Here is a 25875-nt window from a genome sequence, read left to right on the forward strand (position 1 = left end):
AGGATTTTATGAAATCCAAACAGGATTTAATAAATCAAGAGGTAAAATTTTAGAAAATATTGTTTTTTTAGAACTTCTTAGAAGAAATTACAAAATTACTATTGGAAATATTGATGGACTTGAAGTAGATTTTGTATGTCAAAAACCTAACAAAACAATATACATACAAGTATCTGAAAGTATATTGGATGAAACTACCCGAAATCGAGAGTTTAGAAGTTTAGAAAAAATTAATGATAACTACAATAAATATGTATTAACACTCGATAATTGGGATTATTCAAAAAACGGAATATTTCATATGAATATAATTGACTTTATAAAAGACACAAACATTTAAAAATGTAACTGATACAACAATTTTTCCCGATAAAAAAATATCAATAAATGAAAAAACAATTATTATTTTAGACAAAAAAAATCAAATTGATGATTTCAACAGATTATTTAATGATAAATTAATTAATCCAAAAAATATATAGCAAGAAAAATTATACAATTTAAAAGAGAATATTTTGGTTTTTGAACCATATATTCTCATTATTGATTTGATTATTATCTGCTAGTATACCAAATTATTGCTTTAATAGGCTTATACCCCTTAATAAGCGGGGAATGAACATAAGTATATATCCTATCATTTTTTATTTTTGTCACTGTCCTAGTTTTATATTTTCCAGTTTTTGTGTTTTTATAGTAAAATTTCACTTTTTTAAAAATAGTACGAAGCGGTTTACCGCTCTTTCCATCATGAACTACTTCCACAGTGAGTCCACGAGGGTACTGTCCGTTAGTATTTGTATATATACTATATAGAGTATCTTTTGTTTTTAATGTCTTTTTAACTGGGTAATGTTTAGATAGTTTAAAAGGAATACTTACCGCTGCAGATATTTTTTTAGATGATTTTAAAACAATATTATCCGGAGAATCTGTAGTAGGTGCTGATAAAATATTTGATTCAATAGTGCATACTGCAGATAAGCGTGTTGATTCATTAGTGCATATTGCAGATAAAGCAGATGAATCATTGTTTATTGATGCTTTTAATTTACAGTCCTCTTCACTAGCAATAGGTTGTTCAAGTATATCATCATTACTTGGTTCTGCAGTTAAATTGTCAATGTTTTCTGTATTTTCTAATGCTATAACTTCATTAGTTGCATTATTTTGCGATGCACTGACAGAACTTATTGTTAAAACTGACAATAATAGCAGAGTTATCAAAATTATCTTTTTAAATTTCATGATTTTCCTCTTTTTGTTATTTTTAATTTTTTAAAAGCTATTGAAATAAAATAATTTAAAATATTTTTTTAAATTTAATCGGAGTTTTAATTAGTATATGTTTTAACTGTTTTTTTATCACCCCAGTATTATATCCTAGTTTAATGTTGTGTGTAATATAGTTTTATGATATATTGTTTTTATATTTTTACCAACATTAATGTTTAAAACTTGTATAACAAGAAATGTTTTAATGTTAATGGAGTTAAATAAAATAAGTATTTTTAATCTTAATCTTGAATATCTCCACTGAAATGATGCATCAGAGAATTATCAAAGCCAAAATAAGTTAAAGAACTGAAATCGTTAATGTAAAAAATAAGTCAAGGAGTGCCGGCAAAGCCAGCACTAAAAATATTTAATTATTTATTTCTTCTAAATATTGTAATACCACCAGCAACAACAATCAAAATCAATACAATGAAGATTGGATTACCAGTTGCCAACAAATTATGAAGGGCATTTCCGAGAGTATTGTTTCCGGCAGTATGATTTGTTGCATTTCCTGTAGTGTTGCCTGTTTTGTTTGCAGGAGTAGAGTTTGTTATCTCAGGAGTAGCGTTTCCTGTAGTATTGTCATTGGATATAACAGGTTCTGGATCAGTTGGAACTGTTGAACCGGAATCGCCATTGCCATTACCGTTTGTATCTGCATCACCAATAGCACCGTTGGAATTATCAGAACTGCTAGTATCCTGTGCCTGAAGAGTATCAGAACTTCCGCCTTGATCAGCGGCAACTTCTTCAGCACTTATTGCACCCACAGAACATACTAAACAGCATATTACTGCCACTAATAAAAATATTTTTAAAAAATTCATTATATCACCAATAATTTGTGAATACAACAATAATCAGTTAAGACGTATTAACTGGTTATGTGAATATACTATTAAACAATCAACATATATAAATCTTTTTGAATGTCAATATAATAAGACATTCCAAAAAAAAATTAAGAAAAAATTATACAAAAAACAGGAAAATAAGAGGTGCCGGTCCCCCGGCACGATATGGAGAAATAAGTTTAATTTTTTCTGATTATGCAATAACCACTTAAAAGAGTACATACACCAAGTAATATTACAATCGGATTACCGGTTGCATGTAATTTATGTGTTAAACTTGCATTGATGTTTGAATTTGAAAGGTTAGAATTTGTTGTGTTTGTCACGTTTTCACCGGCAGCGTGACCGGTTTGATTGAGCATTTTTGACTCATCGTGAGCTGCATCAACTGGAGCAACAGTTCCGTTGTGGCCGTTCTGACTTTCATTTAAGTAAGAATCCCCTCCGGCAGCATGGTGAGTATTAGCAGAAGGAAGCAATCCATCATGCCCAATATAATTTCCGCAAATACTATCTGCGCTTAAATTACCATGATCAATTGCATTAACTGCACATGCTGAAATGATTACGCAGAAAACTGCGAATATTACGATTACATTAATTTTTTTAAGATTCATTCATACCGCCTTTGAATATTAATTTTGAAATTTGTTTTGGGCAATTGAGGAGATGAGTTTTCCTTGCACAAATAATTATATGAATACGACCATATATAAAGTTTTTCGAATGTAAGTGGTTACTTACATCTTAAAAAATTGAAAAAAGAAATTTAAAAGCTAATTTTAAAAAAATAATTAATTTAAAGATTAATAATTTAAATTCCAGAAATTTTTGTTGGAAAAACGATTAAAGATTCAAAAATTGTTTCCAGTTGACAAAATTGTTTCAACTCCATTAAATTAACCCCAATTTATAATTAAAAGATTATAAATCAGTTAAATATATATCAAACATATTAAACATGGAAAAATACATTTTTTTCATATTACAAATAAAAAGGAGGTAAAAAAACAATGCCTACAAAACTAGAACGATTTAAAAAAAAGAAATGGAGGGTCCAAAAAAACTCTACACTCGTGAAATAAATTCTCTGACATAAGCACAAAAAAGTCAATGATGTCATTCTCCATATGAAAAAGATCTTCAACCATCTAAAATTAAAATAAAACTATTTTTTAAAACAAAAAAAAATCTAAAAATTGATTAAAACATACGCCTGATTGAAATTTAAAAAAAAAGGAAATAAGGGCGTGCTGACAGTTAAGCCAGCACGCAATATGGCAAAAATAATTTAATTATTTTCTTCTTATAATAGCATAACCGCCAAGAACTGCAGAAACAGCTAATAATGCTACAATTGGATTACCGGCTACAGGCAATTTGTGTGAGGAGGTTGCATTGGCAGTTTGGTTAGAAACACCAGCACCAGTTGAGTTTGTAATATTTTCACCAGCAGCATGACCAGTTTGATTAATCATTTTTGTTTCATTGTGGCCAGCGGCATGCAGAAGATCAGTTGCATTGTGGCTGTTCTGACTTTCATTTAAGTAAGAATCACCACCGGCGGCATGCTGAATTTCATCATGAGCATAATCCGGAGGAATAATCAATCCGTCATGTCCATCATGAGCTGTATAAATATCATCAGCATTTGAATTACCACTATCAGCCGCACATACTGCACCTGCAGAAATAATTACACATACTATTGCAAGAATTACTAATACATTAATTTTTTTGAGATTCATTATTATCACCTTTTAATATTAATTTTGAAATTTGATTTGAGCAATTGAGGAAATGAGTGTTCTTTGCACAAATAATTATATTAAAAAGACCATATATAAAGATTTTCGAATGTAAGTGCTTGCTTGCATGATAAAATAATTAAAAAAGAAATTTAAAAGCTATTTTAATAAAAATAATTGATTAAAAATTAATAAATGAAATTTAAAGTGATATGAACAAAAAAAGATGATAGAAATTAAACAAAAAATATAAAATTAAATAATAGTCAAAAGACTATTTTGCATTTAAAATATCCTTTTCAGACAAACCAGTCAATTTAACAGCCTCATCAATAGAATACCCATTATTAAGAAGATTCAAAGCAATTTCAAGTTTACCATCACGAATACCCTCTTTAAAACTTTCTTTAAAACCTTCTTTAAAACCTTCTTTAAAACCTTCTTTAAAACCTATTTCACGACCGCTCTTAATACCTTGATTTTTGAAATATCTTTCATTCGGATCAATTAACATATTATTCCTCCACAGATAATGATAATTTTGATTGAGAAATTCAAACTAGTCATTATACTCATCCACAACATTTAAATTACAATAACAGATTGAAAAAATTAAAGATATAAAATTAAAAACTATTTAGCATTTAAAATATCCTTTTCAGACAAACCAGTCAATTTAACAGCCTCATCAATAGAATACCCATTATTAAGAAGATTCAAAGCAATTTCAAGTTTACCCTCACGAATACCCTCTTCACGACCTTCCTCACGACCTTCCTTAATACCTTGATTTTTGAAGTATCTTTCTCTTGGATTTATTAACATACTATTCTTCCCCCGATAATGATAATTTTAATCCAGAAATCCAAACACTAGCTATCATACCCATTCACTTAATTACAATTACAGATTGAAAAAATTAAAACAAAAATATAAAATTAAAAACTATTTAGCATTTAAAATATCTTTTTCAGTCAAACCAGTCAATTTAACAGCCTCATCAATAGAATACCCATTATTAAGAAGATTCAAAGCAAATTCAAGTTTAGCATCTTCACGACCTTCCTCACGACCTTCCTTAATACCTTCTTCACGACCTTCCTTAATACCTTGATTTTTGAAGTATCTTTCTCTTGGATTTATTAACATATTATTCTTCTCCATATATTGATTATGTTCGTCTTCAGTTAACATATTAACGCTTAACATGTCAAACAAATATATTATTGCCATTTTTTCGTTAATATCGAATAATAACCTTTCAGAAATTTCTTCAAGTAACTTTCGTGCCCTGTTTAGAATATCAAGTTTAGATTCATCGAAATCAGCATAAACAATTAATTGCAATGAAGCAATATCCTCATCAGTGATTTCACCATTATTATTTAATTTATCTTCAATGTTTTTAAATATATCCTTAGCTTTGAATTCCTTAAGGGAAATCATATGCATAGTATATACACAGCCTTCTTTAATTACAAAGTCTTTTTTAGTATATTCAGTTTTTTCCGCACACAATATGTATAATTCAACATCATTATCCTTAAAAATACGTATTGAAGACACATATTGGAAAAATCTTTTGATGTCATCTTCTGTTGGAAGAAAGGTTTGACATTCCAAAATAAGACTTATAATTTTTTCGTCGTTTTTTGCTTCTGCAACAAAGTCCAAACGGGAAATTTTCGGACCTAAACCTGTATATTCAGACATCATCATTTTAGTGATTTTAAATGGAATTTTTACAAATTTCAAAACACCATTAGCACGTTTTTGAAGAACACTTTTGAAATAATAGTCATTATACTGAGCGTATTTCTTATCCGTAATCTGAATATTTGAAGTCATAATAGTTAATTAGATTTAAATCCTATTTAAACTTATTCTTTTTTAAAATACAATATTTATATCACTTTATTAAAAAAATAAACGAATATAAATCAATATTGAATTACAGTTAAAATTAAAAATCGGCACCATCACTAAAACAGTTAAAATAAAAAAAAAAGTAAAAGATTAGAATAACCCTAATCAGGAGTTAAAGTAAAAATCAGTCTCTTCCCATAACACCAATCATCAAAGACATGTCTTTTGATGTGAGAGTTACGGTATAATCCTGCTGATGAAAGCTGAATTCATAAGTGCCGTTCTTTTCAACCAAATCGCCTTCAACAGATCCGACCATTGTTTTTGAACCTGACACGCCCTTGAATGCTGTGGCATTCCCGCTTTGATTTGCATCCTTAACAACATTTACATTAAATGTTTCATTATTGCCTTCAAAATGCATATCTGTATTGTCGTGATAGGTTAAATTATAACTTGTCGGCATTACAAAATCAAAGCCGTTCAATGAGTATTTTTGAACTTCCTTATATGCAAACGGGCCTTCGTGAGGCATATAGGTTTCAGCACATACAAAACCTATTGAAGCCAAAAGCAAAAGGCCTACAATAAATATTTTGAATTTCATGTTAATTAGTATATAATTCATGTTTAAAAAAACTTTTTAAATGAGTCTCGAAAATCTTTTAAAATATAATTTACATAACAATTATTAACATTTACAGCTTTAATGGGAGGCGTAAAAATGGCAGAAAAAAACATGGCAGTTGCAATAGTCCTATCTATAATCTTCACAGGCCTTGGAATTGCTTATGCAGGGGATGTGAAAAAAGGACTGACCTATTTTGCAATCGCAATTGTGCTGAATATTCTGGGCATGTGGGTATCCTTTTTATTCAGCTGGGCATCATATCTTGTTTGGGCCTATGCAATATATCTGACCTATCTGGAAGTCAATGCCGCTAACGGCAGATAAATTCAAAAGTGACAGAATATCTCCGATTGAAGACATTGACAAATTCACAGAAGGCCAAAAGCAGTTCGATGACCCATTATATTTAAATTAATCTATATCTTGACGGGATTAACAATCAGAATCTGACACATCCATTAAAATAATAATATTTACCGCCAACCATACAGAAGTTAAAAAATAAAACTAGCAAAATTATTTATCGAAAATTAAATTTAATACAAGAGAAAAGCATGCGAAATATCGCAGTTACAAAATCGCTTAAAAAGAAAAAAATTGAAGATAGGTTAACTATCTTCTTCCGGTTGTTTAATCCTTGTCATGAAATATGCAACGGCCATAACTGAAGCAATAATAATCAAATCAATTATAATTTCAAATGATTTGGCAGTTGAAAAGAGTTTTATAATACCAGAAACCCACATTATGATTAAAACAATCGGCAATAAATATTTAATAATAAAAGTCCATGTTTTACCGACAGTAAATGTTGATGATTCGTTTAAAACATCCAAGAAGCGATCAACACCATATACCCATGCAAATATTATACATTGAACAGCAATTAAAATCAATATTCCAAACTCATTTACAAACGAATCGACAATACCGACAAGATAACTGCTGATTCCGGTTGTCAGTAAAAGTGAAAATGCACAACCAATAATCGCCAGAACAGTTGCGGTCCTTTTACGTGACCAGTCAAGTTTTTCGGCTGTTGAATTCAACATCGGCTCCAAAAATCCAAGTGCTGAAGTGACCCCTGCAAACAAAATAGCAAGGAACAGCAATGGTGCCAATATACGACCAATAGGACCCATAATATTGAAAATCATTGGAAATACAACAAAAATCAAACCGGTACCTTCAGTTACCAGCTGAGTCATCGGAGTTCCGGCCGTCACTGACATGTAACCTAAAATTGAAAATACTCCGAATGCAGTACAGATTTCAAACAGAGAGTTGGATGCAACAACAATCAAAACATTATCAATCAGTTTTGAGTTTTCAGGCAGATAGCTTGCATAGGTAATTGCAATAGCCTGACCCATACTCAGTGAGAAAATAATCTGGGCAAAAGCGGCAAGCCATATATTTACATCTGCAAGTCTGCCCCAATCGGGAGTAAGCAATGTATTGATACCTAAACCTGCACCAGGCAGTGTCAACGCATAAACGATGATAATTCCCATTATTATAAATAAAGCAGGAATCATGATTTTTGAAACCTTACCTATGCCCTTATCTACATCTCTATTTGCTATGAACCATATTATAACCCACAAAATCAAAACGCCAACTGTTGTTGGAATAAGCAAAAATCCTGCGTTGGACAGATTGGAACTTCCACCAACATTTTGAACAAAGTAAGCTGCTGTATCAGTTCCCCAATTGAAGGTAAAACTGGCCAGAAGGTAAATCAAATCCCAGCTTAAAATCACCATATAATAAATAGTTACTATAAACACAAAAAGAACTAAAGCCCAAGCAACAAACTCATATTTCGGATTGATTTTCCGCATTATATTCGAGAAAGAATCCTTGAAGCTAAATCCCACACCATACTCCAAAATTAAAAAAGGAATTCCCATAATAGCTATTGCTATAAGATATGGAATAAAAAAAGTTCCTCCACCATTAGAATAAAGCACATAGCTGAAACGCCAAATGTTACCTAATCCGACAGCGGCTCCAATCATAGCAAAAATAAATGATAATGACGAATCCCATTGTGAATGTCTAGACATAATAAATATTTTTATTAAAAGATATATAATAAAGTTTACATATTAATTGTAATGAATGTTTTTGACAAATTTTTAATGGGAGACACATCAGACATAAACTGGTGTTTTGAAAACAGGCACTTTATTGAACGACTCGACGAAAATGGAATTTCAAGGAAATACATTGTCGATTGTCTTTTAAATGAAGAACCCGTCAGCTGGGAGCATGTTGAAAGGGAAAAGTATGCTGCAGTATTTAAGGCACCACCTTCAAAGGACTATAAGGAAATCAGAGTACTCATGGCCTGCAGCGGCAACTCAATTGATCTTATTACCGTTATGAGAAACAACGAAACAACAACTAATCGCCAGAATAAGCAGTACCAATCAGAAAAAAAGAAAAATATAGAAAAAAAGCGTTTAAAAGCCTTATCAAAAAGAAAATGGTAACAATAAGGATTAAACCTTATTGAAATCTAATAATTTTGTAAGTCCCATCCTGAACAATAAAACACCTTTTGCTCCTCCGCTTTTAGCAGCCTGAGCATCTTTTAAAAGCTGAGAATATGACAGAGGTTTAGGATTGCTTTCAGACTTATATGTCTGAAGACCTGTCCATATCTGGGCACCATTGGAATCAAATACCAAGGCATTTGTAACGTATTGAATCCATGAGGTTGTTTTACCGTAATTTCCTTTATAAGCCATCGGAATAATGACATCAAGGTATTTGCTCATTGTAGGAACATCCTGACCGTAATAGTATTCAAGTGCGCCCGGTTCAGGCATTACTGATGCTGAAATAATGCAGTTCGGCTGAACCTTTCTTACTTCCACACAGACCTTTTTGACAAAGTAGTTGATGGCCTTTACGGAATAATCATAATTGTAAGCTGTTCCGGCATATCTTACATAATCCAGATGAACTCCGGCAACACCCTTAATTTTCGCATAACTTTTAGCCAGTTCAATTTTCTTGTTCATGTAGCCGTATTTATAAATGCCGTCCTTACCTACAGGAACATGCCATTTTCCGTCATAGAACACCTGCATCCAAATATGAACTTTCATTCCATACTTATTTGCATTGCTGATCCATGATGTTACTGTTTTTTTACCGAAAACATCTATAGCATAGGAGTGAAGGAAAATATGTTTGGTTCCTTTTGATTTAAGTGTTTTTAAATTAACACTTTTCATGTCAGATCCCCACATCCAGTATCCGTTGCCTTTCGGTAGGGAAGCCTTTACCTTAATATAAGTGTAGCCCTTTGAAGAAAGATAAGGACTGTTTGCCTTGAATGAATATGAAACCTTACGTGTACCTTTTTTTAAACTTAAAAATGCCTGAGCATATCCTCTTGAGTCAGTAACTGCTTTATGAGATTTTCCATTAGCCACAATAGTTACCTGCTGGTTTTTTACTGCAGCCCCGGAACTTGTAAGAAGACGGACAATAAAGACTGATTTTGAGCCCTGTCTGTAGTTGATGTCCTTATCAGCAACCTTAAAGACTGTTTTAACAGGATCCTTTACAGTAATTGTGGAAGTTCCGTTTGAAGGAGAATAAATTTCATCTCCTAAAAAGGCGAAAGTTGCTTTGTAGGTTCCTTTGGCAAGCTTTACATTCACTTTGGCTTGTCCGTTAGAATCTGTGGTCCTTTTATAGTCAATTTTATTGATATTTATTGAAACAGGTTTTGATGCAAGAGCAGTGCCGTTTGATGTTAATGTCACTGTAAACTCTGTTGAAAATGATTCATAACCTGTCGTAGGTTTTGCTGAAATTTCACTGTCATTTAAATCATCAACAACAGAATTATCTTCCGCTAAAATATCGCCGCCATCCGCTTCAGCCACATCTGTTATGTTTTCTGCGGCCGAAACGGCTGAAAGGGATACGAGCGTTAACGCCAATATTAAAAAAATTACTAATTTTCTCATTTAATCACCCTTAAAGAGTATCAAAGTCAAATAAATTGAATAATGAATATCTGAATACTATTATACCGTCAGCTCCGCCATATCCTGCATTGACAGCATCGTTTTTAAGCTCGGAAGCAGGCAATTTATTGACATTGCTGTCAGATCTATAGCCCTGAAGACCTGTCCATACCTGTGCTCCATTTGACTGGGATACCAATGTTGAGGTCACTGATTTAATCCATGAAGTTGTCTGACCGTAATTTCCCTTATATATCATAGGAACAATAGCATCAAGGTATTTGGTTAATGTAGGAATGTCCTGACCATAATAATACACATTTGAAGACACTTCCGGCATGACCGCTGCAGTAACCAGAAGCTTTGGATTGAGAGCGTGCAACTCATTGCAGACTTTCTTTGTAAAGTAATTGATAGCTTCAACACCGTTGGAATGCTTATATGCAGTTCCAGGGAATCTCAAGTAGTCAAAGTGAATTCCTGCAACGCCGTCTATTTGAGCATAGCTTTTTGCTTCCTTAATAACAGAGTTGAAATAACTGTATTTGTATGATCCGTCATCATTTACCGGAGAAATCCAGTTTCCTCCTGAATAGAAGGCCTGCATCCATATATGAACCTTGATTCCCAGTTTCTTAGCCTGTGTTGCAAAGCTGGCCACAGCACTTTTTCCATGAAGTTCAACAGCATAGAAGTTTAAGAATATCTGATTTACTCCATATTTTGCCATAGTTTTCAAGTCAACATTATACATGTCTGCACCAAAGAGCCAGAAACCGTTGTTGACTGGTCCGCTGGATTTTACCTTTATGGTAAATGTCTTTACAGATTTTTTATAGGTTTTAGCAGCATAGTATGCGGCTACCTTAAGAGAATATTTTCCCTGATTTAACTTAATATTGATTGAAGCCATACCATTTTTGTCTGTTTTAACTTTGTAGACTTTTCCGTTAAGCTTGAACACAATTATTTTGCCAGCTATAGGATTATTTCGAGCATCCACATGTTTAATTTTAAATACATCAGCAGTCTTATGAATATAGACTCTATCAGTCTGTTTTATGATGTTTGTAGGCATTCCCTGCCTGACAGATATCTTGGATGTGCCGCTTGCATAATGGGCATTCTTGATAGAATAAAACTTGTATTTTATTGCATATGTTCCCTTGCCACAGTTGATATTTAAAAATGCCTGACCTTTGGAATTGGTGGTCTTTTTATAGGTTTTGCCCTTGAAATTAAAAACTACCTGTTTATTTGGAACAGGTATTCCGTCAACAGTTAAGGTGACCATATAAGGATTTTTTACACCTTTATATGCAATATAGTTTGAACCCTTGATTTTTGAGACGGTATCCCCAACAATGGTTATTATTTTAGAACCGGATGTTTTTGTATATCCGTCAACCTTAAAAAGATAGCTCAATTTGTATGTTCCTTTGGTATCACCAAGTTCATAAAAGATATATCCGTTGCGGTTTGTTGTCAGATTGGTAACTTTCTTATTGAAAGTAATCTGAACAGGCTTTTTGGAAATTCCTTTTCCTTTATCATCCAAAATCTGAATACAATATGTAGAATTTAAAGTGAATACCTCAGTAACTGTAGTTCTTGAATTTGCAGTTATTTTTTTGGTAGTAGATTTGGCGGATGCCTGCAAATTGTCTGAATTTTCTGATTGAAGCTTATCAGCATCATTTTCTGCACTTACAATTTGAGAATTCTCATCATCCGCAGCTTGAATATTATCCGTCTGGTTTAAATCATTTGCACTGACTGCACCCAAACATAAAAGTACAGCTATAATCATGCAAATGAAGAATACCGATTTATATTTGATTTTATCACCCCTAATTGAATATAAAAAATATTCCACTCTAATATTTGTAATATAAATATAAATTTTTAATACCTTATAAAGTTTTTTATTGCTTATTCTGCCTCCAATGCCTCATCTTCGGAGAATAATTGGTTTAACATCCAATCTGCATCATATTCTTTAATATCATCATATCCTTGGCCGACACCTAAAAACATGATAGGCTTTTTGATGACATAACCAATGGATAAAGATGCTCCTCCCTTACTGTCAGCGTCAGCTTTAGTTAAAATTACTCCGTCAATGTCAATAGCATCATTGAACTTTTTAGCCTGTTCTGTTGCATCATTACCGGTTAAAGCATCACCAACGAATATCACCAAATCAGGATTTGAAACTCTCTTAATCTTTTTCATTTCATCCATAAGGTTGGTATTAGTCTGCATTCTACCTGCAGTATCTATTAACACAAGTTCTTTTCCTTGAGCTCTTGCATGCTCGACAGCATCATATGCAACCGCAGCAGGGTCAGATCCTTTTTTGTGCTTGATGATTTTTACACCAACATTATCAGCGTGATAAGTTACCTGTTCAATAGCACCTGCCCTGAATGTATCGGAAGCTGCAATTACAGGAGTGTAACCTTTTTTAAGATAGTAATTAGCCAATTTTCCGATTGTGGTTGTTTTCCCGGTTCCGTTGATTCCGACAAACATTACAACAAGAGGTTCGCCTTGGGCCTTTTTCTCTTCAATCATTTCTGTCATTGATTTGCCCGGAATGTCAATGATATCTGCAACGGTATCTTTTAAAGCATTGTATGTTAATTCTGTAATGTCATTGCTTCTTTTTACTTTCTTACCGACAAGGTTATTTTTAACACCGTCTACAACTTCTGTAGCTACTTCCATAGCTACATCCCCTTGGAGAAGTTCCATTTCAAGTTCAAAGAGAATGTCTTCGACGTGTTTTTCCTGAATGGTTTTTTCACGAACAAAGGAGAATATTCCTCCAGAAGCTTCGCCGTCAGCAGAAATATCGTCCTTATTCTTATTTCTGCTCCAGAAGTGAGATTTTTTCTCTTCTTCATCCTCTTCAACTTCTTCAGAGTCATTTTCTTCTACATCATCATCTTTATCTTTGTTCCTGCTCCAGAAGTGAGATTTTTTCTCTTCTTTGACCTCTTCTGCTTCTTCATCTTCTTCTACATCATCCTCAACGTCCTCTTCAGCATCATCATCTGAAGATTTTCTGCCGAAACTCCAGAAGCGGGATTTTTTCTCTTCTTTAACTTCTTCAACTTCTTCATCAGAAGTTTCTTCACCGGCAACCTCAACTTCTTCTGTAACCTCATCAGAAGTCTCATCATCATCAATTTCAGCTTCCTCATCGAAAGCATCTTCAGCAGCAACTTCAACTTCCTCATCTAAAACTTCTTCAGCAGCAACTTCGGCTTCTTCCACATCATCATCCTCAGATTCTTTTTCATCATCTGAGGATTTTTTGCCTAAACTCCAGAATCCTGATTTTTTCTCTTCTTTAACTTCTTCATCAGGAGTTTCCTCTTTAACTTCCTCTTGAGTTTCTTCTTCTTTTTTCCTGCCGAATGAGAAAAATGAAAATCTGGTACCTTTTTCTTCCTGAAGGTTATCCTCTTGTTCTGCTTCTTCTTTGAGTTCTTCTTCCAGTTTTTCACTTGTACGTGAAAATTTCTTTTTTAATGATTCAAACAAAATAACCCCACCTTTTCAGTTTAGTTAAAAATTTAATTATTTATATTTATATTTTTCATAGTATTTAAAAAAGAAGTTAAAAAAAGGATATTTTTCAAAAAAAATAATTTGTCAATAATAAATTTAAAAAAAATAGAAAAAAGAAAAAATTGTAAAATATCTATCCCATCTGGGTCATGTTGCCCTGAGCTGCAGCTGCAATTTGCTCAGCCTGAGCCTGAAGAGATCCGACAATGTCTGTGCATTGCTGTAAGTTAGCAAGCATTTTATCCAAACTGTCTTTTAAATCTTCTTTCTGACCTGTGAGAATTTCACGAGCTCCTTCAGCATCCTTTTTAATAGCGATGCCGGAACCGATACTTACAATAATTTCGTCAGTACTTTTAATTTCTCCTTTAATGAAAGAACCAGCACCTACAGGAACAAAAGCTTCAACAGATTCTTTTCCTTCAATATCTTCTAAAGTTGAAAATAATGCGTCAACTTCAGCAATGGAAGTCTGAATCATGTCAATCTGTTGTTGAATTAATTCAGCTTGTTGTCTGTATGCGTTAATTTCATTAAGAAGACTGTTTAATCTTTGCTGATCTTCCATAGTTACACCAACGTGCCTATAAAATTTCTTTTACAATAGGGTCTTCGACATCTTCAGGAGCAATTTCTTCAATGGATTTGATAGAAATCTGGTTCCTGTTAATACCATGTTTACTGCCGAAACGGTCATAGATTTTTTGTTCTATGTCAGCTTCACAAGTAGCTTTGTATTCTTTAGTGAATTCATGGTATTCATCACCCATTACAAAAGTACCTTTAACTCTGTAAATTTTTGTTATCATATAAAATCCCTCATGATATATTAATTAAAAATTATCATCCAAAAAGCCTAATGCTTCTTCAACTCTAGCCATTTCAGGACCAGTACTGTCTTTAGCTACAATTGCTCCATTGACATTTGCAATGGAACAGGCTCCTACTAAAGAAATACCTTTACCAACAGTACCAATATCTCCTTCAACACCAAATACTTTATGAGCGAAGTTAACTTCTGAGGAAGTGGCATTTTTGGTTATTAAAAATCCTTTGTTTGTAACTTTGATTAAAGAACCAATGATATCAGTTCCTGCAATGGAACGTGCCTCTACATCAACGTCCAATGTATCGGCGATAATATTCTGTGCCTCTTCTGTTAAAAACGGACTTACAATTGCACCTGAGTCATTTGCCGCAATGATATTTCCAACAGCAGTGTAATGACCCGGAATGGTAGCAACTTTCAATCCCAAATCTTCAAACTGTTTAACTTCTCTGTCAAGAACGTGTGGGGAAACAACGATACCGTTTGAATTAGCTACAGCTAAAGATCCGATAAGATTACTGCCTGAAACAGAAGATTTTACAATATCAACTTCCAATGTTTCCTTAATAATTTCAGCTTTTTCATCTATGAGATTATAAGGAACAATAGCTACATCATCAGTTGCAAGAATAAAAACTCCTATATTCGGATTTCCTACAATATCAACTCTTTTCAACATATTGTTACCTCACATTGATCAAATATATGGCGAAGGTACTTATAGCTATTCTGCTAAAGTAGCTTTCACTACACCATCATCATCTTTAACTGCTTTAACAGTGATTTTAGAAGGTATTTTTTGAATACCTCTTTCCCAAATAGCATGATTGATAGATTCATCAATTTTAACTTCTTCAGCTTTCATGTGTTTGGTCAAGAAGTTTTTAACTTCTCTAATAGCTCTAGGAGCTCTGATAGTCCTTTTGACATTTTTTACATTTCTAAGTGGAATTGTGTAAACTCTTTCCATTTTAACCCCTCTTATAATTTAAGACTGTTTCTTCTCCAATGTCTAGGTTTTGGTCTGTATCTAAGTTTACGGTTAGTTTTAGCATAAGCCCAGATTGGAATTCTCCTGTTTTGTTTATTTGCTTTTGCCATTCTTAATTTTTTAGCTAATGGTTTATTTCTACTCATTTTCTCACCTGTAATAATAATTATTTTTTGTATCCAATAACACGAGTTTGATAATGTTCAGGGAATATATCCAGTGAATTTCCTCCTTTCTCATCAATCAATGTCCTGATTTCAACCTCATAGTCTGAACTGTTGTCCTTGTTTGACTTTTCATGTGAAATCTCAAAGAGATTTGAGGTAATAAGTTTCACAGATTTGTGACCGAAACTGTCGAGATTAATGTATTGAACATCTTTTCTGTCTTCAAGACTTCTTATCTGATTGACTGTCAGTTTTGGAGTTCTGTCATCACGTCTTGTCCCGTCGGCAATAATATCATATTTTTCTGCAACCATCTCAACGACATTCTCATGAATATACTTGATTCCGTCATTTGGAAAACCGTCTTCAAGTATCATATCACAAGTCTTATCAAGAATGTCAGTGTCCATATCAAGAACCCTATGGTTGAATCCAAGTGATTTTGCTGATTTACTGGCAGGAATATATGAATCATAAACGCCGAAATTGGCAGTGCACAATTCAACATCAAGACCCAGTCTTTTAAGCATGACAGCCATAAAAGACGAATCTTTACCTCCACTATATAAAACAGCTGCTTTCATTGATATTATTTCCTTGTAATTTTAATTTCTCTTTTCTGACCCGCAATGTTGCGTAATAAAACTTTCAACTGCTCGTCAGTAACTTTTCCTCTTAAACTTCCTGCCTGAGCGGATTGAATCAATTGAAGTTCAATCTGATTTACCATTTCAGGTTTGGTTAATCTAAGATTTCCTAGCCTATTACGAGCTTCAGGAGTCAAAATTTGTGCTAAGATTTGTTTTTTCTGAGCTTCAAATTGTGCCTGTGCTTCTTGCTGTTGAGCTTGAGCAGCAGCCTGTTGCTGTGCCTGATTTTGCATAGCAGCTTGTTGAGCTTGTAATTCAGCCATTCTTTTTTGACGAATTTCATCTAAATCGCTCATATCAAACTCTCCGAATTATAATTAATATTTTTCAAGTTCAGGAATATCTTTAATGATTTCAGCAGAAATTTTATCTAAGAATGATCTTCCTGCTGGGGAGACAACTCTTCCACCTTCAACTTTTTCTACATATCCTGCGTCTTCTAACTGGTGAAGTGCGGTTCTGATAATGGATCCGCTTCCTTTTCTGAACACTTCAGGACGTACACCACGGTCTTTTTTACCACCGTAAAAAGTTCTTAAACTCATAACTCCTACAGGACCATCCATGTAAACTCTTCTGATGATAGAAGCAGTTCTGGTATACCACCAATCTTTGTCTTCAGGTTTTCTTTCTTTGTGAACACCGGTTTTAACAAAATTGGACCATGCAGGGGAATTGATTTTTTCGTTATTTTTAAATTCTTCTGCGACTTTTTTAATTAATAAATCTGCAGGTACATCAAATACAGTAGTCATATTAATTCTCCAATATTTTTATTAAATAATTGTAGCTTAATCCACTGTAAATTTAAGACCTAAAAAATAGGGCCTGTAACTCTAAATTTAAAATGTTTAAGGCTTTTTCTTATAGATTACCGCAACGTGGCCTCTAACATCAACGAGACGTGCTCTTGTTTTAGAGACTATTTCATCTATGTAATCATCTTTATTTCTAGCGATATTCTTTGCAAATTTAAGTTTAACAATTTCATTAGCTTTAAGCTGGCGTTTAATCTCTTCAATAACATTATCATTAACACCGCTTTTACCAATGTTGATTGTCATCGCATTAAGAGCTCTATTCATCAGTTCTTTCTTTTCGTGACTCATATTTAGCTCTCCTCTTTAATTTTTTCTCCTTGTGATAAGGAATTTTCATTACATGACCACACTCACCACAAAAAATGTTGACCTGTGAGTCAACCAGCCGGACGGTGCAGTTATGGCCAGGATAAAGGAAACACTTGCATTTCCTACAATACCTTCTGGACCATTTCTCAGGCACTTTGATATTGTATTTTGTGGATAATTTCAAAGCAAGTTCAACGTAGCGATCGGATCTCTCTGGATGGGTGATGAATTCCATCTCAGCACGCTCAAAAAGAATATTCATTCTTTCAATCGCTATATTAATCATCCACTTTGGTCGTTTTCCTCTACTCAAAAATATCCTCCTTTAAAATGTAGGATATAATATTCAAAATTGAATTAAAATGATTTGCGCAAATTAAAACAAAAACCATAGTTAGAATAACCTTAGGTTAATATGAATATTAAGAATAAATATGTTTATTACTATTTATAAAGGTTATGGAAAATTTGAAAATTCCGTGAAAATATTCCTGACAAAATAAAAAAATATTTTGTAATTGGCTTCAATAACGATTGGAATCGCCCTATTATTATTAAATGAATAATATTGATTTATAATTACATTTTTAAAGAAACATTAAACATGAGATTTAAAAAACTCCTCTTAGTCAGTTTAGTTTTACTGACTATTTTTACAATAAGTGCAGTTAGTGCATCAGACAACATTACGGATGATACACTAAGCGCTGACGATTCAGCAATTGAATTGTCAGATAAAGAAATCAAGACAGACGAAATTTTAAAGACAGATGCCAACGAGGAGGTGCTGTCCCTAAATGATTCAAACATGAAGGCTGATTTTGTAGACCAGTATGATAACGGTACAATTTACACAGTCAATCCCGAAACAGACTTCTATGTGAATGACCATGACAGCGATTATTTAAGAGTGAAATTTCCAAACCTGGTCACCGGAACCCTGTCACTTTCCATTGACGGCAAAATAGTGAATGAAAAAGAAATAACCGCTAAAACCCATTATCTTTTCATAAACACAAGAAGCTACGGATTAACTGAAGGAAGCCACACATGGAATCTTGCATATTCCGGAGATGACTACTATGCATCAACATCCCTAAATGGTACATTTGTCCTAAACCCTGCAAGCGAAACCTTCGTTAAAAAAGATTCAAAAATGAACGTTTATGTGGTTACACAGGATGAAAGTGGAGTAATCTATGCAATTGATGAAAACAAAAACCTTTCAATCAAAAATACAAAAACCGATTACTTCAATGTCAAGTTTCCAAAAGAAGTTGCCGGAACATTATATCTCTACATTGACGGCAGGCTGAAATCTACCAAAAATATTACCGCAAAAACCCATTATTTCTTTACAAATGCAGAGGAATACAACTTGAAAGCTGGAAAACACACATGGAAGATAGTTTATTCCGGAGACGATGAATACAATTCCACAAGCGAAGACGGCACATACACATTATATGAGAATACCAAAAAAGTGCCAATCAATAAAACAACCACTTCATTAAGTGTTCCTAAAACAAAAACATTTAAATTGTCACAAAAAACCAAAAAGTATACCGTTACATTAAAAGCAAACAAAAAAGCATTGAAAAAGGTTAATGTTTACCTCACACTTTCCTCCGGCAAGAAATACAAAAAGACATTTACCGCAAAAACAAATTCCAAAGGTCAGGCAACATTCAAGATAACCGGATTGACCAAAAAAGGAACATATACAGGTACAATAAAATATAAAGGAAGCAAAGACTACAAGACTATCGGATACAAAATAACTGCCAAAAATGTCAAGTCAAAACTTAAAATTACAAGAGGAAAAGTGATTCCAGATACAGGAAAATATTATATAACCGTTCCTATTATAACAGCAGACATTGACGGCCAGCTTGATGTTAGTGAGGTTTATACCTTATTAAACGAATTCAGAACCCAAAAAGGCGTATGGCAATTGGATAAAAACAACCAGAACACAACCTTCTTCAACACCAACCCTTCAAATACCCTCAAACCTTTAACAACTGATGAGGAATTGGAAAAAGTTGCACAGAGAAGAGCAGAAGAAGCATATGAAGTATGGAACAAAACAGACAAACTAAGCCATGACCGTCCAGACGGCAGCGATTGCTTTACAATATACCCTAAATTAAAAGACTATGGAGAAAATCTTGCACTAGGTCAAACCACTGCAAAGCAAGTAATGGAATCATGGAAAGAAACCAATGAACCATACGAGCGCCAAGGCCACAGACGCAACATGCTTAAACCGGACTTCAACTGTGTAGGAATTGCTGCATACAAAATGAACGGTATAACCGTCTGGGCACAAGCTTTCGGAACAATATGAAAGATTAAACTCTTTCATCTCCACTTTTTTTATTATATTACTAATTTGATAATATTTCTTTATTTATTATTTTAAAGAAAAACAATAATACAAATATATTTTTATGAGATTTGAATGATTTTTTAAAATAAAAAACGTAATAATTTTATTAATCTAATTAATCAACCAGTCAGTAAAATCAACATCACCGACAGGATAGCTGCCGCCATTTTCAATGACGTCTTTTACAAGGTCTGCTGCATCTTCAATACTTAAATCACTTATATCAAGTTCATAAATATCATCGCAGTATAACTCATATGCTTCAGCTGAACAGACTCCAAGAGCTTCGGCTTCAAGGTTTTCATGTATCTTTGACTGTGAATAATCACGGGCTTCAAGGCGTTTTTCTAAAATTTCAGGCCTTACCCTTAAAACAATCACCTTATCAGCGCCCTGACATAAATGAGACAAATGCCCTTCAAAAATAGTCAGCCCGTCACTATCAGAGATAATTTCAGATACTTTTTCGTTTAATGCGGGAATATCAATGACTTTGTATCCTTTTTCATCATCGATTCCTAAAACAAAATCATTTTCAATAGCTAAATCATTAATTTTAATCAGTTTACAGTTTAAATCATTTGAAAGCACTTCACTGATAGTTGTTTTACCTGTACATGGAGTGCCTGTTATAAAAATACTTTTACACATAATATCAAAAAAAAAGAAGAATTATTTTTTTAGAATAATTCTAAGTACATCCTCATCATCCAATACGTGGTCGGGACCTACCTTTTGTCCTGGGAATTTAACTGAAGTTCCCCAGATTTTAGCATGACGGAAATTCTTTACGAATTCTCTGTGCAGTTTTCTGCATGCGTCAATAACGGTAGAACCTTTTTTAATAACCAACGGATCTTCCATGTCCGCTTTTCTACCTTGGGGTTTTAGATATACACGAACCAAATCCAAGTTGTCAAATATCAAATCTTTCAGCTCATCAATATTTGTTTTTTTATCGGCAGAAATTGGAATGAATTCTGGAATGTATTTTTTTAACTCCTCTATGTATGCGTCATCTACAAGATCCACCTTATTTAATAGAACTAACATCGGAACATATGATTTATTTCTATCGAGTACGTCAATAAATTGGTCCATTGTCACATCATCTCTAAAAAGAACATCTGCATTTATATATCCATACTCATTTAGGATAGATCTGATAGTTTTCTCATCAAGATGAGTTAACTTACAGGTTGATGAAACTTTTACTCCACCTAATTTTTTCCTTTTGACAGTCACATCAGGTGGCTGTTCATTCGGCCTTATTCCAATAGCTCTTAATTCTTTTTCAATAACCTTAATATGTTGTGGATTTAAAGTATCCAGGACGACTAAAATCAGATCAGCTGTTCTTGCAACAGACAAAATTTCTTTACCCCTACCTTTACCGCTGCTTGCTCCTGTAATGATTCCAGGAATATCAAAAACCTGAATTTTTGCATTCTTATGCTCCATTACACCAGGAACAATATCCAGAGTAGTGAACTGATATGCTCCGACTTTACTTTCAGCATTGGTAATTTCATTTAAAAGAGTTGATTTACCTACAGACGGAAATCCTACAAGCACAACAGTAGCATCACCTGATTTTTTAACGTGAAATCCCTGTCCTTTGGACCCGCCGCTGCTTCTCTGCAAGGACTCCTCTTTCAGCTTGGATAATTTAGCTTTAAGCTTACCAATATGATGTGAAGTCGCTTTATTGTAGGGTGTTTTTTGAATTTCTTCTTCAATATCTTTTATTTTCTCCTCGATACCCAATTTAAATCACCAAAATATTAAAATAAAAAAAAAGTTTTAGATTAGGAAAATCCTAATCTAATTGCTAGTTGAGTTACTAGTTGTATTGGTGCTGGAACTGCCAGAACCGCCTCCAGCAACTGTATTGTTAAAGTTTACATTGAACAGCATTACACCGTTTTCCACGTGAACATTTTCAAATATGTTTTGTCCCGCTCCACCTAAAAGGTATAATCTAGTAAACATCGAATCGGCCAGTTCATTACTGAACAGAATTGGCGTATACTGATTCTTGTTACCCATCAGGAACAGGGTGAAGTTGGCGTCCTTGACATCACCAACAGACTCGTTTTTCATGATATAACCGTCTTCAATAACGATTATATTGGAAATGTTCAATGGGTTGTATGTAGTGTTGTTGACTTTAACCTGCTCACCTGTTTGTGAGTAAAGCGCTTCAGTGTAACCTGAAGTGGTATTGTTACCTGTACCTCTGGTAATGACCGCATTGAATTCAACTGGTCCGTCGGTAATCAAGTTTACTTTACCGGTTTGACCAGGCTGCACATCAACACCGCCTGTTCTAGGTACGTAGTAGTAGTAGTTTTCGGAAGTTTGGTTTTCAAAGTTCCAGTTTCCGAAGTAAGTCCACCAGGCCGCTTTTCCAAGCATATCTGAAGATGCAACAAATATTACAGGACGTGGGTTGTCAGGGTGAGTAAAGTTGACTACAGTACGTGCCTGTTCATCATTCAAGTTATACTTGCTTGTTAAAGTTTTTTGAGCGTCATCTGCTGTTCTAGGTAAGATATCAATTAATATGCTGGTAGCTTTAGATGCGTCTCCAGTATATTCAATCAATGCTTCCTGAGCGCTTGTACCTGTTGTATCCAACATTCTGAAGATACCTGCCGATAGATCCAGATTGCTGGTAGTCATCGCCTGTCCGAGCCAGAATGCCCGGTCACCTGATTGAGAACCTCCATCGAAGGTTACTTGCCTGTCTGCGGCAACCTCAAACAGGTACCCGAAGTCCCACCAGGATGTGATTACAGTATCGTTATCGGTATTTTCATTTACCCATGCCATTGCATTCCACATTGAATCGCTGGTACCAGGAACAACGTTTGCTGAAGTCTGATAAGCAGCACAGATAGATGGTGAAATCAATGCCAGTACAAGAGCAACAATTAACACGTACTTTTTAAGAGGCACTTTTTTACTTGCGCTTGATTTAAGGGCATAAACAGTTATTAAACCTGCGACTACAATAATCAGGAACAGGACAATTCCGTACATGCTGTTTATTTGGGCCAATGGTATAGCTGCCAAAAATCCTGTAAAGAAGAATAATACAACAAGAATTCTGTCGTCAGTTAATTTATTTTTAATGTAATCTGTGGCAAATCCAACAAATATACCAGTAAGAAGAGCAAACGGCAATACGATTGTGGTAATGAACCTTGAACCTCTACTTACCGCAAGAGCTGTAATTACTACCCAAACAACAAATAATGTTGCATATAAAATAGTTGTACGTTTTGAAGTTAAAAGTTCTTCAACTGAACCGAAGTTGAAACTGCCTACATTTAAATTAAATCTACGTTCATCATCAATTTTTTTAGCTGAAGCAACCCTTTTATCTTTTGAAGGTTTTTTAGCTTTTGTATTGTCGGTTTTTACTTTAGCATTTCTGAAACCGAAAACTCTTTTAATCAATACATATAATACTGCTAAACCTGCAAACAATACAGAGATACCACCCATACCGTTAACTACACCATCGGTACTAGCTAAAAATGCTGAAGTCATTCCGCTACCAAGCAGACTTGGTAATTGCATCTCTGCAACAGAAACAAGAACGTTCGGGAATCCGTTAATAGCCCTTGAAGCGGATTGCAGGGAAAGTAATCCCAGTAAGTTACCGAATAAACCGGTTACTCCATCTATACCTCTGAAAACTGCAAGACCGATAACACCAACAACACCTAAAATTATTATAGACAATAATGCATTTTGATGTATAAACCAGCTGATCTTGCTTGAATACTCGCTTGGATCATCTTCACCAACATTGAAGATGTAACATGCAATCAGATAAACAACTGCAAATACACCCATAAGACCTACGTAAAAGATATAACCAGTCCAGGATATGGAAAACAGTCCAATTGATAAAATTGACAGTACCGCAAATAATACCTTGAAAATAATATTTTTCGCCCGTATACACTCTACAAAGAAGAATATAAAGAACAGCGAAAATATGTAATAGAACATATCTGTATCGAAAAATCCTGGGAATGTGTGCGCAAAGTAGTTTGGAGCAAGCGCAATAATCACTGTGGCTACAATCGCTCCGTAATCATTTGTCAGTCTTCTTGCAAATATAAATGCGGGAATAACAGCAAAAATTGAAACGAATGCACCAGTCCAGAATGCAACTTCTTTTACAGTGTGATCTGGGAACAGGCTATGGAAAAATGACGTAATATATACAATACCCAGTTCGTAATTAATCTTGTTACCCGTAGGAGCGTACCTATGCATATCCCACTCACTACCATTTACCATTTCATCTCCTACAAAACCGTGTTCTACATAGTCGTTGGTCAACCTATAGTTATAATATGAATCCATTTCACTAAAATAAGGAAGACCTGAAGAATCTATATATTCACCCTTCATATCATCGGATAGAATATTTAAATCGGCTGCAGGAAGTTTTAATGCAAAGACAAAAGCTAATAAGATTACTATAATAAGCACTGATTTAGCTACTGTCATCATAGTTTCTTTATTCATTAAAAATCCTCGTTTTAAGTTCATTGATGATTGTTGAAAAACAATCTATAATTATTAAAGTTAATTTTCTTAATTTAATATCGATATTAAATAAAAATATTAATTAAACAGATAATATTTTTATTAAGATATATTTATATTTCTTAACATTATTAAGTATTTTGTATGTATTACTTTTTTGACAAAAAACAGAAAAAACAAAAAAATAAAATTTAACTTAAAATCCATCAAAATCCGTTTAAAAATAAAATGAAAAGGGATTGTAATAAATCCCCTGAATTTATCTTCTGCGATAGCAAGGAATTATCGCAAGTAATGCAAGCGCAAGAAGAACCAATGGATTACCGGTTGCCGGTAATGTTTCTGTAGCCGCATTAGCTTTTATGGCAGCATTGGAATTTTCAGCCACATCGATGAAAGCAAAATATGTGCTGTCTTTAGTAGGAGCAGCATTATCTGCCGCAGCCATTGCAACAATCACCTTAGGACCGCTTTGGGTAGCTAAAAATGTTAAGGTAACATCATCACTTTCACCTGCACCAAGATAACCGAAATCAATACGATAGACACCATTATTTTCACTAACATCAGCATCGTCATCATCAACAAGGATAAAACTCTTGTCTATTGTTGCTTTTAAATCAGTAAATGAAACTGCTGCACGGGCATTTTCAGCATCTGCATCGCCAGTGTTAGTTATTGTGACTTTGATTCTGAAATTTTCACCTGCAACAGGTTTATCAAGTACGTCAACCTTTACGCTGAGAGTAGTAGGCTCCAAATCCTCCTCGTCATCTAACGGTGCTATGTCTTCTTCTTCAACATCTTCTTCAACTACATCGCTTTCTTCATCCACACTTACTTCTTCATCAACATCGTCAATTTTAAGTTCATTAGAAGCATCTGAAACGTCTTCTGCAACAGCAGTGCCTACAGATGCAATGAATACAAATATTAATAATATGGCTAATAATTTACTCTTTAATTTCAATAAAATTCCCCCGAATTTTATAAACAAAATTCTTACAGAACATTATAACAAATTAACTCAAACATATTAGACCGGAACCTGATAGAGCCAAACATATCTGGCAAAAAACCACAATATGCCTGACAGTACTAGATTAAAATAATCATAATATACCTTATTAATCAACTTATTGAATATTTGTAAATAAATTTTGACATCAAATGAGATATTTAATCCTATTTTA

At 33.8% G+C, this 25875-nt stretch carries 29 protein-coding genes and 1 pseudogene; 4 read left to right on the forward strand and 26 right to left on the reverse strand.

The window, feature by feature from the left end; all coding sequences use genetic code 11:
• Nucleotides 1-340 (forward strand): annotated as a pseudogene (locus tag QZU75_RS04205) (ATPase); the annotation flags it as partial.
• A gap of 215 nt (nt 341-555) precedes the next feature.
• Here QZU75_RS04205 and QZU75_RS04210 read toward each other — a convergent pair.
• The 8 genes from QZU75_RS04210 to QZU75_RS04245 all read right to left on the reverse strand — a co-directional run bounded on the left by QZU75_RS04210 (nt 556) and on the right by QZU75_RS04245 (nt 6356).
• Nucleotides 556-1248, reverse strand: a complete 693-nt coding sequence (locus tag QZU75_RS04210) for a hypothetical protein (protein WP_296881746.1) — start codon at nt 1246-1248, stop codon at nt 556-558.
• Between the two features lie 401 nt (nt 1249-1649).
• Nucleotides 1650-2108 carry a hypothetical protein gene (locus QZU75_RS04215; protein WP_296881749.1) on the reverse strand — a complete coding sequence of 153 codons (459 nt, stop codon included), beginning with the start codon at nt 2106-2108 and terminating at the stop codon, nt 1650-1652.
• 206 nt (nt 2109-2314) lie between these two features.
• Nucleotides 2315-2752, reverse strand: a complete 438-nt coding sequence (locus tag QZU75_RS04220; RefSeq protein ID WP_296881751.1) for a hypothetical protein — start codon at nt 2750-2752, stop codon at nt 2315-2317.
• A gap of 678 nt (nt 2753-3430) precedes the next feature.
• Entirely contained in the window at nt 3431-3883 is a 453-nt protein-coding gene (locus QZU75_RS04225) for a hypothetical protein (protein WP_296881753.1), read from the reverse strand.
• Nucleotides 3884-4157: 274 nt separating this feature from the next.
• Nucleotides 4158-4397, reverse strand: coding sequence for a hypothetical protein (locus tag QZU75_RS04230; RefSeq protein ID WP_296881755.1), 240 nt, complete (start codon nt 4395-4397; stop codon nt 4158-4160).
• A 119-nt stretch (nt 4398-4516) separates the two neighbouring features.
• Nucleotides 4517-4708, reverse strand: a complete 192-nt coding sequence (locus QZU75_RS04235) for a hypothetical protein (protein ID WP_296881757.1) — start codon at nt 4706-4708, stop codon at nt 4517-4519.
• A 120-nt stretch (nt 4709-4828) separates the two neighbouring features.
• Nucleotides 4829-5731, reverse strand: a complete 903-nt coding sequence (locus tag QZU75_RS04240; protein WP_296881759.1) for a hypothetical protein — start codon at nt 5729-5731, stop codon at nt 4829-4831.
• 202 nt (nt 5732-5933) lie between these two features.
• The gene (locus QZU75_RS04245) at nt 5934-6356 is read right to left on the reverse strand and encodes a hypothetical protein (protein WP_296881760.1); all 423 of its coding nucleotides are present in this window, start codon (nt 6354-6356) and stop codon (nt 5934-5936) included.
• Between the two features lie 117 nt (nt 6357-6473).
• Here QZU75_RS04245 and QZU75_RS04250 point away from each other — a divergent pair, with 117 nt between their 5' ends.
• Nucleotides 6474-6704 carry a hypothetical protein gene (locus tag QZU75_RS04250; protein ID WP_296881761.1) on the forward strand — a complete coding sequence of 77 codons (231 nt, stop codon included), beginning with the start codon at nt 6474-6476 and terminating at the stop codon, nt 6702-6704.
• Between the two features lie 284 nt (nt 6705-6988).
• Here QZU75_RS04250 and QZU75_RS04255 read toward each other — a convergent pair whose 3' ends face one another.
• Nucleotides 6989-8449, reverse strand: a complete 1461-nt coding sequence (locus QZU75_RS04255) for a sodium-dependent transporter (protein ID WP_296881762.1) — start codon at nt 8447-8449, stop codon at nt 6989-6991.
• Nucleotides 8450-8500: 51 nt separating this feature from the next.
• Between QZU75_RS04255 and QZU75_RS04260 the strand changes: the two genes are divergently transcribed.
• Nucleotides 8501-8878: a DUF4258 domain-containing protein gene (locus QZU75_RS04260; protein ID WP_296881763.1), complete on the forward strand. Its 378-nt coding sequence runs from the start codon at nt 8501-8503 to the stop codon at nt 8876-8878.
• 9 nt (nt 8879-8887) lie between these two features.
• On the opposite strand, the gene QZU75_RS04265 is transcribed toward QZU75_RS04260, so the two are convergent.
• The 13 genes from QZU75_RS04265 to QZU75_RS04325 all read right to left on the reverse strand — a co-directional run bounded on the left by QZU75_RS04265 (nt 8888) and on the right by QZU75_RS04325 (nt 18031).
• A complete protein-coding gene (locus QZU75_RS04265; RefSeq protein WP_296881764.1) occupies nt 8888-10372 on the reverse strand; it encodes a putative glycoside hydrolase in 1485 nt (494 codons plus the stop codon).
• 10 nt (nt 10373-10382) lie between these two features.
• Nucleotides 10383-12182, reverse strand: coding sequence for a putative glycoside hydrolase (locus tag QZU75_RS04270; protein WP_296881765.1), 1800 nt, complete (start codon nt 12180-12182; stop codon nt 10383-10385).
• Nucleotides 12183-12304: 122 nt separating this feature from the next.
• Nucleotides 12305-13654, reverse strand: a complete 1350-nt coding sequence (gene ftsY / locus QZU75_RS04275) for a signal recognition particle-docking protein FtsY (protein ID WP_394350231.1) — start codon at nt 13652-13654, stop codon at nt 12305-12307.
• A 430-nt stretch (nt 13655-14084) separates the two neighbouring features.
• A complete protein-coding gene (gene pfdA / locus QZU75_RS04280; protein ID WP_296881768.1) occupies nt 14085-14519 on the reverse strand; it encodes a prefoldin subunit alpha in 435 nt (144 codons plus the stop codon).
• A gap of 16 nt (nt 14520-14535) precedes the next feature.
• A complete protein-coding gene (gene rpl18a, locus QZU75_RS04285; RefSeq protein WP_296881769.1) occupies nt 14536-14760 on the reverse strand; it encodes a 50S ribosomal protein L18Ae in 225 nt (74 codons plus the stop codon).
• A 24-nt stretch (nt 14761-14784) separates the two neighbouring features.
• A complete protein-coding gene (locus QZU75_RS04290; protein WP_296881770.1) occupies nt 14785-15459 on the reverse strand; it encodes a translation initiation factor IF-6 in 675 nt (224 codons plus the stop codon).
• Nucleotides 15460-15504: 45 nt separating this feature from the next.
• Complete coding sequence (locus tag QZU75_RS04295) at nt 15505-15750, reverse strand: 50S ribosomal protein L31e (protein ID WP_296881772.1); 246 nt, start codon at nt 15748-15750, stop codon at nt 15505-15507.
• An 11-nt stretch (nt 15751-15761) separates the two neighbouring features.
• Nucleotides 15762-15917 carry a 50S ribosomal protein L39e gene (locus QZU75_RS04300; RefSeq protein WP_004032463.1) on the reverse strand — a complete coding sequence of 52 codons (156 nt, stop codon included), beginning with the start codon at nt 15915-15917 and terminating at the stop codon, nt 15762-15764.
• Between the two features lie 20 nt (nt 15918-15937).
• Nucleotides 15938-16522: a hypothetical protein gene (locus tag QZU75_RS04305; protein WP_296881773.1), complete on the reverse strand. Its 585-nt coding sequence runs from the start codon at nt 16520-16522 to the stop codon at nt 15938-15940.
• 5 nt (nt 16523-16527) lie between these two features.
• Complete coding sequence (locus QZU75_RS04310) at nt 16528-16884, reverse strand: DNA-binding protein (RefSeq protein ID WP_296881775.1); 357 nt, start codon at nt 16882-16884, stop codon at nt 16528-16530.
• A gap of 21 nt (nt 16885-16905) precedes the next feature.
• Nucleotides 16906-17343 carry a 30S ribosomal protein S19e gene (locus QZU75_RS04315; protein ID WP_296881777.1) on the reverse strand — a complete coding sequence of 146 codons (438 nt, stop codon included), beginning with the start codon at nt 17341-17343 and terminating at the stop codon, nt 16906-16908.
• 96 nt (nt 17344-17439) lie between these two features.
• Complete coding sequence (locus QZU75_RS04320) at nt 17440-17697, reverse strand: YhbY family RNA-binding protein (protein WP_296881778.1); 258 nt, start codon at nt 17695-17697, stop codon at nt 17440-17442.
• Nucleotides 17666-18031: a ribonuclease P protein component 4 gene (locus QZU75_RS04325; protein ID WP_296881780.1), complete on the reverse strand. Its 366-nt coding sequence runs from the start codon at nt 18029-18031 to the stop codon at nt 17666-17668. The genes QZU75_RS04320 and QZU75_RS04325 overlap by 32 nt, the downstream gene beginning before the upstream one ends.
• A gap of 291 nt (nt 18032-18322) precedes the next feature.
• On the opposite strand from QZU75_RS04325, the gene QZU75_RS04330 reads away from it, so the two are divergent.
• Nucleotides 18323-20068 (forward strand): CAP domain-containing protein, encoded by a 1746-nt coding sequence (locus tag QZU75_RS04330; protein ID WP_296881781.1) that lies wholly within the window; start codon nt 18323-18325, stop codon nt 20066-20068.
• 153 nt (nt 20069-20221) lie between these two features.
• Here QZU75_RS04330 and QZU75_RS04335 read toward each other — a convergent pair whose 3' ends face one another.
• The 4 genes from QZU75_RS04335 to QZU75_RS04350 form a co-directional block, all read right to left on the reverse strand.
• Nucleotides 20222-20761, reverse strand: coding sequence for an adenylate kinase family protein (locus tag QZU75_RS04335; protein WP_296881782.1), 540 nt, complete (start codon nt 20759-20761; stop codon nt 20222-20224).
• A gap of 21 nt (nt 20762-20782) precedes the next feature.
• Entirely contained in the window at nt 20783-21877 is a 1095-nt protein-coding gene (locus QZU75_RS04340) for a GTP-binding protein (RefSeq protein ID WP_296881784.1), read from the reverse strand.
• 57 nt (nt 21878-21934) lie between these two features.
• The gene (locus QZU75_RS04345; protein WP_296881785.1) at nt 21935-24661 is read right to left on the reverse strand and encodes an STT3 domain-containing protein; all 2727 of its coding nucleotides are present in this window, start codon (nt 24659-24661) and stop codon (nt 21935-21937) included.
• Nucleotides 24662-24941: 280 nt separating this feature from the next.
• Complete coding sequence (locus QZU75_RS04350) at nt 24942-25652, reverse strand: hypothetical protein (protein WP_296881786.1); 711 nt, start codon at nt 25650-25652, stop codon at nt 24942-24944.
• Nucleotides 25653-25875: the final 223 nt, after the last annotated feature.

Origin of the sequence: uncultured Methanobrevibacter sp., assembly GCF_902764455.1 — an archaeon.
In the GTDB taxonomy this organism is placed as follows: Archaea; Methanobacteriota; Methanobacteria; order Methanobacteriales; family Methanobacteriaceae; genus Methanocatella.